The organism is Bradyrhizobium sp. USDA 4473 (assembly GCF_054063335.1).
Genome location: NZ_JBSSGE010000001.1, coordinates 6258228 through 6275026 on the forward strand (window position 1 = coordinate 6258228; position 16799 = coordinate 6275026).

Genomic DNA, 16799 nt, shown 5'->3' on the forward strand with positions numbered 1-16799 from the left:
AAAATACCGGCCTATGCCAAATGTTTCCAAACATGCGGACTCGGCCCGTGTTCCCGTGCTCGACCTGCTGCGGCTCGCCGCGGTCGGGGCCGTGATCCTGTATCACTACGGCTTCTGGGGCACCGCGTCGCACGGCGCGCAAATGGTGGCGATGCCGTATCTCGCCCCGGTCGCGCAATACGGCTTCCTCGGCGTCCCCGTGTTCTTCGCGATCTCCGGCTTCGTCATCGCGTACTCGGCCGAGGGCCGCACGCCGATCGGCTTCGCGATCGCCCGCTTCAGCCGGATCTATCCGACCTTCGTCATCTGCATGACGCTGACCTTCCTGGCGACGCTGCTGCTCGGCCAGGCCTATTTCCACGCCACCTGGCAGCAATGGCTGGCCAACCTGTTCATCGCCGCGCCGATGCTCGGCCAGCCCTACATGGACGACGCCTACTGGTCGCTGGTGATCGAGGTGGTGTTCTACGTCTGGGTCGCGCTGTTCCTGGCCTGGGGCATCTTCCCGCGGCGGATCGACATCATCATCGTGGCGTGGATCGCCATCACCTTCGCCAACGAGCTGACGCTCGACATCCCGCTGTTCGAGAAACTGTTCATGGCCGACGACAGCGGCTTCTTCGCCGTCGGGCTGCTGATCTATGAGCATTACCGCGGACGGCGCGATACCAGGCTCACCAGCCTGCTGACGCTGGCGATGGGCACGGCGACATTCCAGGCCGTGCACAAGCTGGAGCGGCTCGGCGTCCATACCCATGGCAGCTTCGATCCGGCCGTCGTCACGGTGATCTGCATCGTCTCGCTCGGCATCGTGTTCGCCGCCACCCGCATCAAGTCGGTGCCGCTGCCGGACAACATCGTCAGGGCGGTGGGCGGCATCACCTATCCGCTCTACCTGCTGCATCTGCAGCTCGGCTATGTGATCCTGCTGCTGATCACCCCGACACCGGACGCGCTCTCGACCGCGTTCGTGGTGGCGGGCATGGTCGTGCTGGCATGGCTGGTCTGGCGCTTCCTCGAATCTCCCGCGCATTATCACGTCAGGGACAAGCTGACGGTGCTCGCCTCGCGCCTCGGATGGCCATCGCGTCTTGTCCGCCCCGGCAATGCCTTGCTCACGGACGGTTGATCCCGCCCGATTGGTTGGAACGTCGCTATGCCCTGACCGTTGATCGCCATCTCACCGGACTCCGTCTCGATCCGGCGAAGCTCGATCAGCAGGGAGACTCGACATGGCAAGTGCGACAGATCGTGATCCGCGCCATCATACGCAGAAGATGCAGAAAGCGCTCAAGGACATCCGCACCCACCTCCGCGAAGACATCGAGAAGGTGGATGAGCCGCAGTTGAAGGCGATGTTCGAAACATCGGCCGAGGTTCTCGGCGGCCTCGAGAAGGCATTCAAGGACTACGAGCAGAAGAACGAGAAAGCCTGGCGTTGACGGGCTCGGCGCAAGAACGCGCCGATCGCCGTCATCAACGCCCGGCTAACGGACATTTGCTCTCCTCGAGCGAGCGAAATGCCTCGTCCGGCTTGATCGTGGTGACGAGCTTGACCAGGTCCCATGGTCCTTTCGACTCCGCTGGTGTCTTGACCTGCACGAGATAGAGGTCGTGCACCATGCGCTGGTCGGCGCGGATCGCCCCCTGTGGCGTATAGGCATCCGACACCGGCGTCGCCTTCATCTTCGCCATCACGACGTCCCCGTCGTCGGAATCCGTATCCTTCACCGCCTGCAGATAGTGCCGGACGGCCGAATAGACCCCGGCCTGGATCTGCGAGGGCATCGCCTTGCGGCGGGCGAAGAACGCATCGGCCCATTTGCGCGCTGCCGGCGAAACGTCCTCGAAGAAACTGGTCGCGATCAGGTCGCCCTGCGTGACCGAAAGCCCGGCAGCGACGATGTCGACGTTCTGGAACGTCATCGGCACCACCGCGATGCCCTGCTGCGCAAAGCCGAACTCCTGCGCCTGCTTCATGATCGTCACATTGTCGCCGGCGGCGTTGAGCGCCAGCACCTTGGCGCCGCTGGCCTGCGCCTGCAGCAGGAAGGAGGCGAAATCAGCCGTGTTGAGCGCGGTCTTGACGCTGCCGGCGACCTTCACCCCGAGCTTGTCGAGCTTGGTCCGCGCGATCGCCTCCACCGCGTGCCCGAACGCATAGTCAGCGGTGATGAAGAACCAGGAGCCCTGCACGGTCTTCGACACGCCGGCGACGACCGCATTGGCAGTCGAGGCCGCATCGTGAGTCCACTGCACGCTGGTCGGCGCGCAGGCCTTTTCCGTGAGTTCGACGGCGCCGGCGCCCGAGATCAGGAACGCCCGCTTGTTCTCGCGCACCAGTTCCTGCACGGCGAGCGCCGCGCCGGAGCTGCCGCCATCGGCAATGGCCTGCACGCCCTCGCGGTCGAACCAGCGCCGCGCGATCGCCGACGCCACGTCGGCCTTGTTCTGGTGGTCGGCCTGCAGGATCTCGATCGGCTTGCCGTTGATCTTGCCGCCGAAATCTTCCGCCGCCATCCGCGCCGCTTCCACCGAGCCCGGCCCCATCGCGGTGGCGAAGATGCCGCTCATGTCGGTCAGCACACCGATGCGGATCGCGTCGCCCTTGATCTCGGCGGACGCGCCGCCCGACAGCGTCACGGCAGCGACCAGCGGCAGCGTCGCGTCAAGCAACCATCGCACGATCAGGCTTCGCCTTCTGGCCATCAATGCCTCCCCTGCTTCATGTTCGCTGGATGGACGCGCCGCGCCCCGTCATGGCATCGAGCCAGGGACAGTCCGGCATCGGCGCCCGCACCCCACGTGCGGCTGCCGAGAGCCGCATCTCGCGCAGGCGTCCGCGGCCTTCAGGCTCCATATAGAGCCGATCGTGGCCCCAGAAACTCGGGCCGTCGAAGGTTTCATGCGGTTGCCAGGCGGCAGGATCGATGACGCGGCCGCCCCAGCCATATTCGACGAAGAAGCCGGACGGCGTCGTGGCGTAGAACGAGGTCACGAAATCATTGGTGTGACGCCCGAGCGTGAAGGCGATCCGTCCCTCGTCGAGCTGCGCCAGGTCGTAGCCCTGGCCGACGTCGTCGAGGCTGTAGAGTTCGACCATGAAATGATGCAGCCCGCGCCGGCCCGAGCCGACCATCGCAAAGCTGTGATGACGGCCGTTGACGTGGAAGAAGTACAGCTTGTACGGCGTCAACCCGAAGTCGCTGACCCTGAAGCCGAGCAGATCGCGATAGAACGGCAACAGCGGTTCGACATCCTCGACATTCAGCACAACATGGCCCATGCCGAGCGGCCCGGTCTTGAATCCCGAAATCGGCCGCGCCGGCACAAACGGCGTGTCCGCGATCGCGGGCCCGTGGAAGACCTCCAGCGGATTGCCGGCGGGGTCGCGGAAGGTGATCAGATCGGCAACGTGCCGCTCGTCCGCGAGCTGACGGGTGCCGCGACTGATCGCGGTGCCATGCCGCTCCAGCCGTGCCGCAAGCCGCTCGAGCGCGGCCGCATCGGCGACCTCCCATCCAAAGAAGCCGGCAGCGTCGCCTTCGCGATCGCTCACCACGAGGCGCTGCGTGCGGTCGTCCATCCGGAATGCGCGCGTGCCGCCACCACGATCGATCGGCTGCATGCCGAGCAGCCTGGTTGCAAAGCCGGTCCAGTCCTCGAGCCGTTGCGACTGGATGCCGATGTAGCCGAGCGCGTTGATTTCGCCATTGCTTTCCATTGGCTTCCTCCGTCCTTGTCAGGCGGCTTCCGCCACCACCGGATTGCGCAACACGCCGATCCCCGAAATCTCGACCTCGGCGACGTCGCCGGGCTTCATCCAGAGCGGCGGGTTGCGCTTCGCGCCGACGCCGCCCGGCGTGCCCGACACGATGACGTCGCCGGGCAGCAGCGGCAGAATGGTGGAGATGTAGGCGATCAGGCCCGGGATATCGGTGATCAGGAGGTCCGTCGTGGTGTGTTGAACCACCTGTCCGTTGATCCGCGTCGTGAGCGTGAGCTTCGACGGATCGGCAATCTCGTCGCTCGTCACCATCCACGGCCCGAATGCGCCCGTGCCGGCGAAGGTCTTGCCGGAGAGGAACTGGCTGGTGTGTCGCTGCCAGTCGCGGATGCTGCCCTCATTGTAGCAGGCGTAGCCCGCGACATGCGTCAGCGCCGCGTGCCGCGCGATGTGCCGTCCCCCCTTGCCGATGATGACGGCCAGCTCGCCCTCGTAGTCGAACTCATCAGACACGGTGGGTTTCACCAGGGGTGCAAGATGACCGATCTGGCTGCCGGCGTAGCGCGCAAACAGTGCAGGCTTCTCGGTGACCGTGCGGCCGGTCTCGGCGACGTGGTCGCGGTAGTTGAGGCCGACGCAGATGATCTTGTCGGGGTTTGGGATCACCGGATCGAAGGCGACTGCACTCAAGGCCAGGTCGGGCATCGATGCCTTTGCCAGCTCCGCAGCCTCGCCAAGCAATCCTTCCGCCAGCAGATCCCGCAAGGTTGGCGCACGATCGCCAAAGGCGGTCGACAACACCACAACGCCGTCATCGACGACACATCCGTATCCGGGTCCGTCAGCAGTCGAGAACGATGCGAGCTTCATCCAAATCCTCCTGGTTCATGCTGTCGACCAGCGCCGACAATTCCTCTGGGGTCTTCGCCAGTCCGACGATGTATCGATCGGGCCGGACCAGCGCGGCGTTCGCGTCGACGCTGTCGAGCCAGTCGTTCAGTGGACCTTGGCCGTCGCTGACCAGGACGATGCCGTGTTGGCGGCAGCGCTCATGCGTCGCGATATCCAGTCCGTCCAGAAGCTCCGGCCGCGCCAGCGCGGCAAACCGATAGCCGACGTGATCGTCAAGCCGGCGCCCGCTCGACAGCCTCGGCTGCGGGACCGGCGTGCCCGCCACAATGCAGCCGTGCCTGAACAGGCCCGGCCCAAGCCGCGGCTTGATGGTCGCCATCCGTCGCGGTTCTGCGCCCGCCTCCCGGCCCTCGATGCGCGTCGCGTTGATCAGGCTTCCGAGCCGGACCGCGAGCTCGATATATTCGCGGACGTGGGGATACCGTTCGCTCTGGTAGCTGTTCAGCAGGACGTCGCTCGCCTCGCCGCGGATCACGCGTCCGAGCTTCCAGGCGAGATTGGCCACATCGCGAATGCCCGCACACATCCCCTGCCCGAGAAACGGCGGAGTCTGGTGCGCGGCATCGCCGGCGATCAGGAGACGCTTCCAGCGCCAGTTCGATGCAATGACCGAATGAAAGCTGTAGGATGCCGCGCGCTCCAGATCGGCGTCGTCGGGGGTGATCCAGCGCGCCAGCAGCTTCCAGACATTCTCCGGATCGGTGATCCGCAGCACATCGTCATCCGGCATGATCGCAATTTCCCAGCGTCGCCGATCGCCGACGCTGCGGACATAGGTCGCCGGACGGCGGGCGTCGCAAAACTGCACGCTGTAGTCGCCGAGCTCAGGTTTCGGCCGCTTCAGGATCGCGTCGACCACCAGCCAGCGCTCGTGAAAGCCAAGATCGTCCATCTCCGAACCGATCAGCCGCCGGACCAGCGAGCGAGCGCCGTCGCATCCGACGACATAGCGCGCTTTCGCTTCCTCGAGCTTGCCGTTGGCAAGACTTTCAAAGCGGATCGCGACGTGATCGCTGCGTTGATCGATTGCGAAGGCGTCGGCGCGCAAGCGGATGTCGACCGATGCGTGGGTGCGCGCACCGGCGCGCAGCACCCGTTCGAGGTCGGGCTGATGGAAGCGATAGCTCGTGTGCCATCCGGTTGGGCCGATTTGCAGCGGCCGCGACCAGTCGAGGAACAGCTTGCCGTCGCCGTCGATGAAGTGCATGCCTGGCGAGACGTGGGTGAACGGCAGGATCTGGTCCGCCAGACCGATGGCCTGGAAGACGCGCATGACCTCATCGTCGAAATGCACGGCCCGGGGCAGCGCGTAGGCCGCGGCCTCGCGATCCAGCGCGATCACGCTGAGCCCCTCCAACGCCAGCAGGTTGGCCAGGGTCGCGCCCACCGGGCCGAACCCGACGATTGCGACGTCATAAAGCCCGCTGGCGCGTTGCGGCCCGTCCATGCGTTTCCCCTTTCCGTTGCGATAAGGCTTGCCACCCGGTCACGGACCGTGCAACGACGACGGCAGTTCTGTTCACCAGGTGAACACACCATGGACGTCAAACCGATCCGCGCGCTTGGCCGGGGCCTTGCCGTCCTCGCCGCGCTGAACCGCCACGCCTCCGCCAGCGCGCTGACGCTGGCGCGGGAGACCGGCCTGCCGCGGGCCACGGTCTATCGCTCGCTGAAAACCCTGATCGACACCGGCTATGTCATGCAGAGCCGTTCCGACGACCGGTTCACCCTGCTCCTGAAAGTGCGCGAGCTCTCCGACGGGTTCGAGGACGAGCAATGGCTGGGGGCAGCGGCGGCACCCGTGATCTTCGATCTCACCCGCAAGATCCTCTGGCCGTGCGACGTCACGACGCTCGAAGGCGCAAGAATGGTGGTCCGCGAGTCCACGCATCGCTTCGCACCGATGTCGATCGACCGGCGCATGGTCGGCGTGCGCATTCCATTGCTCGCCAGCTCCGCCGGTCTCGCCTACCTCGCATTCACCACCGCGCGCGAGCGTGCACTGCTGCTCGATCTGCTCGAGACATCAGGCGAACTGACCGAGCGCGCCGCAACGGAGAAGCAGTTGCAGAGCGTGCGCCGCCGCGGCTACGCCGTGCGCCAGGGCGGCCGCATCTGGCCGCACACCGGCACCATCGCGATGCCGATCCGCCGCGACCGGCACGTGATCGGCTGCGCCTCGATCATCTGGATGACCAAGGCGCTGACCGCGACGGAAGGAATCGCGCGCTGCCAGGCCCCGCTGCGCGACGCCATCCGCGCCATCGAGGCCCGGCTGCGCGCATTGTAGGCGCCAACCTTCCGCGCGAGGCCGAAGCCACTGTGATTGGCGAGTGCGGATGCAGACAAGCACCGACCTCTTTCATGTCTTTTCAGCGTCCTCACTCCGGCAATCCGGCCTGCCGCAGGGCACCGTTCATCTTCTCGATGTATTCAGGCGAGAAGCAATACATGCGGTAGAAGCTATCCGCCTCGCGAATGGTAAAGTCCGGCCGAAGCTTTAGTAACTTTGCTACTTCGGCTTTGGCTTCATCGATCCGATCAAGAAATGGCAGGGCATACGCCTGATCTAGATGGCTCAGCCAAAATCCCTCGAGGTAGGCATGCCGAAAATCCTCTAGGGCTTGTTGATATTCGCCCCGCCACCAATGACGTTTGGCCGGAGCATACCACCAAGCAAACGAAGCGTTGGGGCCTGCCAGCCGGATGCCCTTTTCAGACATGGCCGCACCTTCGTCCCAGTCTCCCATAAAGGCAAGTTGGTTACCCAGGACCCCGAGCGAGCGAGCATCGTTCGAATTGAGCGCGATGGCCTTTCGAGCTTCTTGCCTAAATAAATCGATCTGACATTTGGTGCTTATGGCGAGGGCGTAATTTCTCCGCACGTACGCATCGTCGGGCGCGAGTTCCACGGCCCGCGCAGCAGTGCGTACAATCTCCTCATTTAGATAAAGACGCTTCTCCGAGTGACTGACTTGCTCGGCCGGCAAGCCGGCCGCAAGAAATCTTTGCACAAAGAGAACGACAGAACGTGCGGCCCATCCAAGGGCGTTATTGGGTTGCTGTTGTGTCAGTTGCTTAGAGCATTCCAGGCCTTTGAGAACTACCGAGGACGAGCCCGTCGCGCCAGCCGTAATGCCGTAGACAAGGCATTCATACGGACTGAATTCGGCAACGGTCTTGTTGTGAAGTTTCGCGAAATCCGCGCCCACGATTGGGCCGGGATAGCCTCCGATTTGAGCGGCGGCGATATCACCGATTTCATACGCGTCGGTCCCGGTCTGCACGCCCTCGACGGTCCCATCGAAAGACCTCGACCATAGCTCAGAGCCAGTGCGCAAATCGGCAACCTGAATGCTGGCGCGAGCGCCGTCACCTAGCGGACGAACCTCTCCAGTGACAAGATAGTCGATCCCAGCTTTCCGTGCTGCCTCGATTGTGTTTCCGTCCCTCGAGAGGGTTGTGGACAGCGCGCGCGGGACGACACGCAGCGTGCTGAACTTACCGAGAGAGGACGCAAGCTGTTGCGTCATGACGTCAGCGAAGGGATCGAGGATCGTCGCCTTGACTGGATTTGCAAAGGGCAGCACCGCAACTGCCGGTCCTTTGGTGACGATCAACGACGATGACTGCACAGGCGCCGAGGCGTCGCTGCGTGTATGACTGTACAGGACGTCCCATGCCCGCCAATAGCCGGCGAGCCCTCCGGCAACGGCACCGACCGCAGCTATTGACGCAATGACCGTTCCGAATCTCTTAAAATAATGTCGAGCACGAGCCGCGACTGAGATGGATACACGCGCGCTCAATTTCGGGGCATTTGCAGGCTGATCTGCACTGTCCATCGTCTCCCCCGAAATCTGACGAGGGTACCGATGGTGGATTTGACTGTCCAGTCAGGTGAATCCGGTCGAGCATTTCCCCGCAGCGCAGCATGACACCGTGGAATTGCGGGAAAGCTCCTGCTGTCAGTTCAGAAGTGGAAGATAGCCCTCGAAACCATTCGTGGCGCGAATTGACGTAATGCGCCTTTCACCCTGCTGCGTGTCGCCGCCGTCCGTTGCCTCGCCCTCGGTGCAGACCGGATTGGTCAAGCGTCCCCATTCATTCCGGGACTCGCGAAGCCAGAACCCGGACTCGATTCCTCCACTTGTTTTGCGGTTCAATGGATCCCGGGCTCGTGCTTCGTACGGCCCGGAATGACGACGGTCGGTGCGACAAAACAACCCGACGGGCAACTCAGTAAAATCCGTCAACCACCTAGCACGAAAATATTTCGCTTTATCCGAAGGGCAACTCAGTGTATGAATTCCCCGTCTCACCCGACACGAGGGGCGCTTCGCGGTCGTCACGAACGTGGGTCGAGATGCGGTGGACGCCGATTGCGCAGTTGACGAACGTGCATGAGGCGGACGGCGAAATCGTGCAGGCCTGACGCCCTAGCGGTAGGTGTCTCTTCCGATTGCGCAAATGCGCGTTGTGAAGACGGTGACAACAAAGCCAAGTCTCGCCGGGGAGAGCACGTATAAGCCGTAAGCCATCGCGCAGGGAAAGCCGGGCTGCTCCGGTTACACCTGTGGTCCTACCCCCGAGCTTTCTACCCATTGCTCGGGGCCCATGGGTGCGATCGGCACCCGGCTTTCCCTGCGCCCTCTTCAAGAAGAGGGCCTGAAAACTGGCAAACCTCGGGTGCATTCCGCACTGCGAGACCGCGAGAACATGCCGAGCCATGCAGAAAGCCCCGTTCTGCCCTTTATGCAGGGCCAAAATCCCTGCAAGACCCTTGACATAGCTGCCCTTTCGGCAGAACGCGTGGGGTCAAGCCGTCATGGACTGTTCATGGATCTGATTAGCACGACCTCCGACCTCGCCGCCGCCTGCGACCGGCTCGCCAAACACAAGGTCATCACCGTCGACACCGAGTTCCTGCGGGAGACGACCTATTATCCCCTGCTCTGCGTCGTGCAGATGGCAAGCGCGGACGAAGCCGTCGTGGTCGACGCGCTGGCGCCCGGCATCGACCTCAAGCCGTTCTTCGAGCTGATGTCGAATGAAGCCGTGCTCAAGGTCTTCCACGCCGCGCGGCAGGATATCGAAATCGTCTGGCACCTCTCCGGCACGATTCCGCATCCGATCTTCGACACTCAGGTCGCCGCGATGGTGCTCGGCTATGGCGACAGCATCGCCTACGACCAGCTGGTCGATCGCGTCACCGGCCACCGCCCCGACAAGACCCATCGCTTCACCGACTGGTCGCGCCGTCCGCTGAGCGAGGAGCAACTGCATTACGCGGTCTCCGACGTCACCCATCTGCGCGAGGTGTTCGCCGCGCTCGATGCCGATTTGCGGAAGCGCGATCGCAGCGACTGGGTCAGCGAGGAGATGGAGATCCTGACCTCGCCGAAGACCTACGACTTCCATCCCGAACGGGCCTGGGAACGGCTCAAGACCCGCGTGCGCAAGCCGCGCGAACTTGCGGTTCTGATCGAGGTCGCGGCCTGGCGCGAGCAGGAGGCGCAGAGTCGCGACGTGCCGCGCTCGCGCGTGCTCAAGGACGACGCGGTCGGCGATATCGCCACCCATGCGCCGACCTCGCTGGACAAGCTCGGCAATCTGCGTTCGCTGCCGAAAGGCTTCGAGCGCTCGAAATGGGGCGCGGACATCATCGCCGCGGTGCAGCGCGGGCTGGCGCGTGATCACGCGACGCTGCCCAAGCTGGAAAAGCCGCGCAACAATTCCAATGGTGCTGCGACCGTCGAGCTGCTGAAGGTGCTGCTGCGCATGACCTCGGAGCGCCACGGCGTCGCCAGCAAGGTGATCGCCACCGTCGACGATCTCGAACAGATCGCCGCCAGCGACCAGGCTGAGGTCGCCGCCCTGCACGGCTGGCGGCGCGAATTGTTCGGCGAGGCGGCGCTCAAGCTCAAGCACGGCCAGCTCGCGCTGGCGATCGACAAGGGCCGCGTGGTGCGGGTCGATCGGGGCTAGCGCAAACGCGCGGTGCGCGCCAGGTTCCATCGGCACGCGGCCGGTGACCGAACGCTCCGCGGCGGCTTTCGACCGGCACAGGCGGAGGTTGCGTCACACGAAACCACCGCGCTTGCTAAGCCGCAAATTTCGTGTTGCAATCCCTTCACAATCGGATCGCGGCCGTTCGACTGTGCGTTTCACGACGTTGCTGTCCAAAGCTTCGACGTACAAGGCTTCGAGAGGCGAAACTTCGGACTTGAAGACTTTGGATCTGAAGACCCGGGAACTGAGCAGACGGCGGCAAGCCCGCTTGTGGCGTGGCACGTGGAAAACGTGGCCGCGTCTTTTTTATGTCTAAACTGGGAGAGAGACGATGCCGAAGGGTACCGTCAAATGGTTCAACCCGACCAAAGGCTACGGGTTCATCAAGCCGGCCGTCGGCGACAAGGACGTGTTCGTCCACATCTCGGCGGTCGAACGCGCAGGGCTGAGCACACTCAACGAGAACCAGACCGTCGAGTACGAACTGGTGGAGAACCGCGGCAAGGCGTCGGCAGAGAACCTCAAGGTTCACTGACACCCGCTGCTGGCGGAATTCATCCTGATGCCTCCCCCGGCCGCATCACCCGGGGGATTCGTCTCGAGGATATCTCGTGCCACCGCGCGCTAAGGCGCCGGCGCAATCAGCGTGCTGTCCGTTGCGGCGCTGCCTTGGGTCTTGCAGACGTCGCCTTCGAGCTTGAGCCGGCCACTGGCCAGCAGCCGCAGCGCCGCCGGATAGATCCGATGCTCGATGGTAATCACGCGCGCTGCGAGCGTCTCCGGCGTGTCGTCGTCGGCCACGGTGACCGCGCCCTGCATCACGATCGGCCCGGCGTCGGTCTCCGGGATCACGAAATGCACCGTCGCACCCGACAGCTTGACCCCTGCGCGCAGCGCCTGGCCGTGCGGATCGAGGCCGGGAAAACACGGCAGCAGCGACGGATGGATGTTGAGCATCCGGCCGTACCAATGCCGGACGAAATCCGCGGTGAACAGCCGCATGAAACCGCCGAGGCAGATCAGCTCGACTTGGCTGTCGTCGAGCGCTTTCTGCAGCACCGCCTCGAAGCCGGCGCGGTCCTTGCCGAACGGCTTGCTCTCGATGACGACGGTCGGAATGCCGTTCGCGGCCGCCTTCTCGAGGCCGGGCGCATCGGCGCGGTTGGAGATCACGGCCACGATCTCGGCCGGAAAATCCGCGGCCTTGGCGGCCTCGATCAGCGCGGCCATGTTGGAGCCGCGGCCGGAGATCAGGATGGCTGTGCGGCGCTTCATCTGGAGAGATCGAGATGACCGTTATAGATCACGCGATGCTCGTCCTTTGCCTCGATCACCTCGCCCAGCAGCGTCACGGTCTCGCCGCCGGCGGTGAAGGCCTCGGTCACCGCATCGACCGCATCCGGCCTGACGATCGCGATCATGCCGATGCCGCAGTTGAAGGTGCGCAGCAGCTCGAGCTCGGCGATGCCGCCCTGCTCGGCCAGCCATTTGAACACCGGCAGCACCGGCAGCCGCGCCAGATCGATGCCGACGCCGAGATGTTTCGGCAGCACGCGCGGGATGTTGTCGGTGAAGCCGCCGCCGGTGATGTGGGCGAGCCCCTTCACCGCACCGGTTTCGCGGATCGCGCGCAGGCAGGACTTCACATAGAGCCTGGTCGGCGTCAGCAGCGCCGCGCCGAGCGTCATGACCGGCGCGAACGGCGCCGGCGCGTCATAGGCCACGCCGGACAGCTCGACGAGCTTGCGCACCAGCGAATAGCCGTTCGAATGCACGCCCGAGGACGCCAGCCCGATCACGGCGTCGCCGGCGGCGATATCCCCGGTCGGCAGCAAGGTGCCGCGTTCGGCCGCGCCGACCGCAAAGCCGCCGAGATCGTAATCGCCGTCCTTGTAGAGGCCGGGCATCTCGGCGGTCTCGCCGCCGATCAGCGCGCAGCCGGATTCGCGGCAGCCCTCGGCGATGCCGGCGACGATCTGCGCGGTGGCCTCCGGATGCAGCTTGCCGCAGGCGAAATAGTCGAGGAAGAACAGCGGTTCCGCGCCCTGCACGACGAGGTCGTTGACCGACATCGCGACCAGGTCGATGCCGATGCCGCTATGGATGCCGGTCTCGATCGCGATCTTCAGCTTGGTGCCGACGCCATCGGTCGCGGCCACCAGGACCGGATCCTTGAAGCCCGCCGCCTTGAGGTCGAACAGCCCGCCGAATCCGCCGATCTCGGCGTCCGCGCCGGGCCGTGCGGTGGCCCGCACCATCGGCTTGATCAGATCGACCAGACGATTGCCGGCGTCGATATCGACACCCGAATCCGCGTAAGTGAGCCCGTTTTTGCGCTCGGTCATGCCCAATTCCAGATGATCAGGGGCTGGTTACGAGGAATTCCGCCCCCGCGCAATGGCTCGCGGCATTGCCGCCGCGATACTATGTAGATAACACCCGGCCGCCGCACAAAAGAGCCGGATATCGAGTAAAATCAGGCTTCTAGCCGGGAAGCGATCCAAGTTGAGCATTCCGAACATCATTACCCTCGGCCGCATCATCCTGGTGCCGGTGATCGTCTGGGCCATCGTGTCGAGCCAGATGGAGATCGCATTCGCGATCTTCGTGATCGCCGGCGTGTCGGACGCGGTCGACGGTTTCCTCGCCAAGCGCTTCAACATGACGAGCGAGCTCGGCGCCCTGCTCGACCCGCTCGCCGACAAGGCGCTGTTGGTGTCGATCTATGTCGCGCTCGGAATCTGGGGCGCGGTGCCGCGCTGGATCGTGATTCTGGTGGTGTCGCGCGACATCATGATCGTCTCTGCCGTGATTGTGTCATGGTTGTTCGACAAGCCGGTCGAGATGAAGCCGCTGATGGTGTCGAAGCTGAACACGGCGGCGCAGGTCGCGTTTGCAGCCCTGGTGCTGGCCTCGCTCGGCTTTCGCTTCGAGCCGCATCCCTACGACCTGATCCTGATGGGCCTGGTCACGATCTTTACTTTGGGTTCGGTGTCCCTCTATCTCGTGGAGTGGGTGCGGCACATGAGCACGATCGAGGCCCGGTAGGACAAGCGGAAGCCGGTTTTCCCGCGACAGGCGCAAAGCGCTGGCGCAGAGATCTTGCTAGAATGAAGTGGTTTGGAGACTTGCGTGGCCGGTAGCGTTCAACCTCGTCAATTGGCCTTGGCCCTGCCGCACGAGGAGAAACTGACCCGCGACGATTTCCTCGAGGGCCCCGCCAATGAGGCGGCGCTGGCGCTGATCGACGGTTGGCCCGACTGGCCGAACCGGATCATGCTGCTGGTCGGCCCCGACGGCTCCGGCAAAAGCCACCTCGCCGCGATCTGGGCCGAGAGCGCCGGCGCCCGCGCGACCGCGGCTCATGCGCTGACCGCCGACACGGTGCCGACGGCGCTTGCGACCGGCGCGCTGGTGGTCGAGGATTTGAGGCCGTCGGATTTCGACGAGCGCGCGATGTTTCACCTGCTCAATCTCGCGCGCCAGGACGATGCCTACCTGCTGATCACGGCCCGCATCCCGCCATCGGCATTCGAGATCGAGCTGCGCGATCTGCGGTCGCGGCTTCGCGCGGTGCCGACGGTGACGCTGCTGCCGCCCGACGACCAGCTGTTCCGCGGCCTGATCGTCAAGTTCTGCGCCGACCGCCAGATGAGCGTGGACGAGCCGCTGGTCAGCTATCTCTGCAACCGGATCGAGCGCTCCTACGTTGCCGTCCGCCAGGCGGTCGAACTGCTCGACACCGAGGCGCTGCGGCTCGGCCGGCCGGTCACGCGGACGCTGGCGGCGGAGCTGTTGCGCGACGCGTGAGCGGCGCTGCGGCTTGACGGCGCGGGCCAGCGGAACATCAATGTCATCGAAACGTCATCGCAATATCACATGGTCTCTGCGGCCCTCGGCTAGACCGCTCCGGCCCCTGCCCCGAACTGGACCAACACTTGATGGACTCGGCACAAGCAACTGAAATCAAAGAGAAAGAGGCGGAACTCCCACCCGCCCCCGCGATCGCGACCAGCCCCGAGCGATTCATCAACCGGGAGCTCTCCTGGCTGCATTTCAACCGCCGGGTGCTCGAGGAATCGGTCAATCTCGGCCATCCCGTGCTGGAACGGGTCCGCTTCCTGTCGATTTCGGCGAATAACCTCGACGAGTTCTTCATGGTCCGTGTCGCCGGCATCAAGGCGCAGGTCCGCGAAGGCATCACCGAGCGCAGCCCGGACGGCCTGCTGCCGGCCGAGCAGCTTGTGATGATCAACAAGACGGTGTCGCAGCTCGCCTCCGACCAGCAGGCGATCTGGAGCGACCTGCGCGACATCCTGGCCAAGGTCGGCATCCAGCTGGTCGACGGGCGCGACGTCACCAAGTCCGAGCGCAGCTGGATCGAGGATCACTTCCTCCATAGCATCTTCCCGCTGCTGACCCCGCTCGCGATCGACCCGGCGCATCCGTTCCCGTTCATTCCGAACCTCGGCTTCACCGTTGCGCTGCAATTGTCGCGGGTCTCCGACGGCAAGGCGATGAACGCGCTGATCCGCATGCCCGGGAAGATCGACCGCTTCATCCGCATCCCCTCCACCAAGGAAGGCGCGCCGGCGCGGCTGATCACGCTCGAGCAGGCCACCGGGCTGTTCATCGGCCGCCTGTTCCCCGGCTACACCGTCAAGGGCCAGGGCGCATTCCGCATCATCAGGGACTCCGAACTCGAAATCGAAGAAGAGGCCGAAGACCTCGTTCGCCTGTTCGAGACCGCGCTCAAGCGCCGCCGCCGCGGATCGGTGATCCGGCTCGAGATCGAGGCCACGATGCCGGAAGAGCTGCGCATCTTCGTGCAGCACGCCTTGTCGGCCGCGGACGATGAAGTGATCCTGGTCGACGGCGTGCTGGCGATGAACGAGCTGTCGCAGCTCACCCGCCTCAATCGCCCCGACCTCGAATTCCCGCCCTATGTGCCGCGTCATCCCGAGCGGGTGCGCGACCATGGCGGCGATATTTTCGCCGCGATCCGGCAGAAGGACCTCGTGGTCCACCATCCCTACGAATCCTTCGACGTCGTCGTCCAGTTCCTGCAACAGGCGGCGCGCGATCCTGACGTCGTCGCGATCAAGCAGACGCTGTATCGCACCTCGAACAACTCGCCGATCGTGCGCGCGCTGGCGGAGGCCGCCGAGGCCGGCAAGTCGGTGACCGCCTTGATCGAGCTCAAGGCGCGGTTCGACGAGGAAGCCAACATCCGCTGGGCGCGCGACCTCGAACGCGCCGGCGTGCAGGTGGTGTACGGCTTCATCGAGCTGAAAACGCACGCCAAGCTGTCGATGGTGGTGCGCCGCGAGGGCGGCAATCTCACCACCTATGTGCACACCGGCACCGGCAACTATCATCCGGTCACCGCGCGTATCTACACCGACCTCTCCTACTTCACCTCGGATCCGATCATCGGCCGCGACGTCGCGCGGGTGTTCAACTACATCACTGGCTATGCCGAGCCGAGCGACATCGAGAAGATGGCGGTGTCGCCGCTGACGCTGCGCAAGCGGATCATCGAGCACATCCATGGCGAGATCTCCCACGTCAAGCACGGCCGCGCGGGCGCGGTGTGGATGAAGATGAATGCGCTGGTCGACCCCGACATCATCGACGCGCTGTACGAGGCCTCCAAGGCCGGCGTGTCGGTCGAGCTCGTGGTGCGCGGCATCTGCTGCCTGCGCCCCGGCCTGCCCGGCTTGTCGGAGAACATCCGCGTCAAATCGGTGATCGGCCGGTTCCTGGAACATGGCCGAATCTATTGCTTCGGCATGGGGCAAGGCCTGCCGAGCACAAAAGCTGCTGTGTATATCTCGTCCGCCGACATGATGCCGCGGAACCTCGACCGCCGCGTCGAGGTTCTCTGTCCGCTGCAAAATCCCACGGTGCATCAGCAGGTTCTCGAACAGATCATGGTCGCGAACCTGAAGGACACCGAGCAGAGCTGGCAATTGTTGCCGGATGGGTCGTCTACGCGTATGAAGGCCGCGAAAGGCGAAGAGCCTTTCAATCTGCATGACTATTTCATGACAAATCCGAGTCTGTCCGGCCGTGGTAAGTCTCTCAAGGAATCTTCACCGCGCCGTCTCACGCGTCGCAACGAACGTCAGCAGCCATCGTCCTAAGG

At 64.2% G+C, this 16799-nt stretch carries 15 protein-coding genes; 8 read left to right on the forward strand and 7 right to left on the reverse strand.

What is annotated here, in order from left to right:
* Window positions 1-13: 13 nt before the first annotated feature.
* Both ACVW17_RS29670 and ACVW17_RS29675 read left to right on the forward strand, forming a co-directional pair.
* A complete protein-coding gene (locus ACVW17_RS29670; protein ID WP_456755156.1) occupies window positions 14-1129 on the forward strand; it encodes an acyltransferase family protein in 1116 nt (371 codons plus the stop codon).
* Between the two features lie 103 nt (window positions 1130-1232).
* Entirely contained in the window at window positions 1233-1442 is a 210-nt protein-coding gene (locus ACVW17_RS29675) for a hypothetical protein (RefSeq protein ID WP_456755157.1), read from the forward strand.
* 34 nt (window positions 1443-1476) lie between these two features.
* Here the strand turns inward: ACVW17_RS29675 and ACVW17_RS29680 are convergent, their stop codons facing one another.
* Genes ACVW17_RS29680 through mhpA form a run of 4 tightly spaced genes read right to left on the reverse strand, consistent with a single transcriptional unit; the run spans window position 1477 to window position 6086 of the window.
* On the reverse strand, window positions 1477-2709 hold the full coding sequence (locus ACVW17_RS29680) for an ABC transporter substrate-binding protein (RefSeq protein ID WP_456755158.1): 1233 nt from the start codon (window positions 2707-2709) through the stop codon (window positions 1477-1479).
* A 16-nt stretch (window positions 2710-2725) separates the two neighbouring features.
* Window positions 2726-3724 (reverse strand): VOC family protein, encoded by a 999-nt coding sequence (locus tag ACVW17_RS29685; protein WP_456755159.1) that lies wholly within the window; start codon window positions 3722-3724, stop codon window positions 2726-2728.
* An 18-nt stretch (window positions 3725-3742) separates the two neighbouring features.
* Entirely contained in the window at window positions 3743-4597 is an 855-nt protein-coding gene (locus ACVW17_RS29690) for a fumarylacetoacetate hydrolase family protein (protein ID WP_456798187.1), read from the reverse strand.
* Window positions 4569-6086 (reverse strand): bifunctional 3-(3-hydroxy-phenyl)propionate/3-hydroxycinnamic acid hydroxylase MhpA, encoded by a 1518-nt coding sequence (gene mhpA, locus ACVW17_RS29695; RefSeq protein ID WP_456798188.1) that lies wholly within the window; start codon window positions 6084-6086, stop codon window positions 4569-4571. Before mhpA ends, ACVW17_RS29690 begins: the two co-directional genes overlap by 29 nt.
* A 90-nt stretch (window positions 6087-6176) precedes the next feature.
* Here mhpA and ACVW17_RS29700 point away from each other — a divergent pair, with 90 nt between their 5' ends.
* A complete protein-coding gene (locus ACVW17_RS29700) occupies window positions 6177-6929 on the forward strand; it encodes an IclR family transcriptional regulator domain-containing protein (protein WP_456755162.1) in 753 nt (250 codons plus the stop codon).
* 91 nt (window positions 6930-7020) lie between these two features.
* Here the strand turns inward: ACVW17_RS29700 and ACVW17_RS29705 are convergent, their stop codons facing one another.
* A complete protein-coding gene (locus ACVW17_RS29705; protein WP_456798189.1) occupies window positions 7021-8484 on the reverse strand; it encodes a tetratricopeptide repeat protein in 1464 nt (487 codons plus the stop codon).
* A 994-nt stretch (window positions 8485-9478) separates the two neighbouring features.
* On the opposite strand from ACVW17_RS29705, the gene rnd reads away from it, so the two are divergent.
* Window positions 9479-10627: a ribonuclease D gene (rnd, locus tag ACVW17_RS29710; RefSeq protein WP_456798190.1), complete on the forward strand. Its 1149-nt coding sequence runs from the start codon at window positions 9479-9481 to the stop codon at window positions 10625-10627.
* Window positions 10628-10982: 355 nt separating this feature from the next.
* Window positions 10983-11186, forward strand: coding sequence for a cold-shock protein (locus ACVW17_RS29715; RefSeq protein WP_021079877.1), 204 nt, complete (start codon window positions 10983-10985; stop codon window positions 11184-11186).
* Between the two features lie 89 nt (window positions 11187-11275).
* Here the strand turns inward: ACVW17_RS29715 and purN are convergent, their stop codons facing one another.
* Together purN and purM are read right to left on the reverse strand one after the other, a co-directional pair.
* Entirely contained in the window at window positions 11276-11926 is a 651-nt protein-coding gene (gene purN, locus ACVW17_RS29720; protein ID WP_456798191.1) for a phosphoribosylglycinamide formyltransferase, read from the reverse strand.
* Window positions 11923-12996 carry a phosphoribosylformylglycinamidine cyclo-ligase gene (gene purM, locus ACVW17_RS29725; protein WP_456798192.1) on the reverse strand — a complete coding sequence of 358 codons (1074 nt, stop codon included), beginning with the start codon at window positions 12994-12996 and terminating at the stop codon, window positions 11923-11925. The genes purN and purM overlap by 4 nt, the downstream gene beginning before the upstream one ends.
* A 160-nt stretch (window positions 12997-13156) precedes the next feature.
* Between purM and ACVW17_RS29730 the strand changes: the two genes are divergently transcribed.
* The 3 genes from ACVW17_RS29730 (at window position 13157) to ACVW17_RS29740 (ending at window position 16797) form a co-directional block, all read left to right on the forward strand.
* Window positions 13157-13699 carry a CDP-alcohol phosphatidyltransferase family protein gene (locus tag ACVW17_RS29730; protein ID WP_456755167.1) on the forward strand — a complete coding sequence of 181 codons (543 nt, stop codon included), beginning with the start codon at window positions 13157-13159 and terminating at the stop codon, window positions 13697-13699.
* 84 nt (window positions 13700-13783) lie between these two features.
* Window positions 13784-14461 (forward strand): chromosomal replication initiator DnaA, encoded by a 678-nt coding sequence (locus ACVW17_RS29735; protein ID WP_456798193.1) that lies wholly within the window; start codon window positions 13784-13786, stop codon window positions 14459-14461.
* A gap of 131 nt (window positions 14462-14592) precedes the next feature.
* Window positions 14593-16797, forward strand: a complete 2205-nt coding sequence (locus tag ACVW17_RS29740; protein ID WP_456755169.1) for an RNA degradosome polyphosphate kinase — start codon at window positions 14593-14595, stop codon at window positions 16795-16797.
* Window positions 16798-16799: the final 2 nt, after the last annotated feature.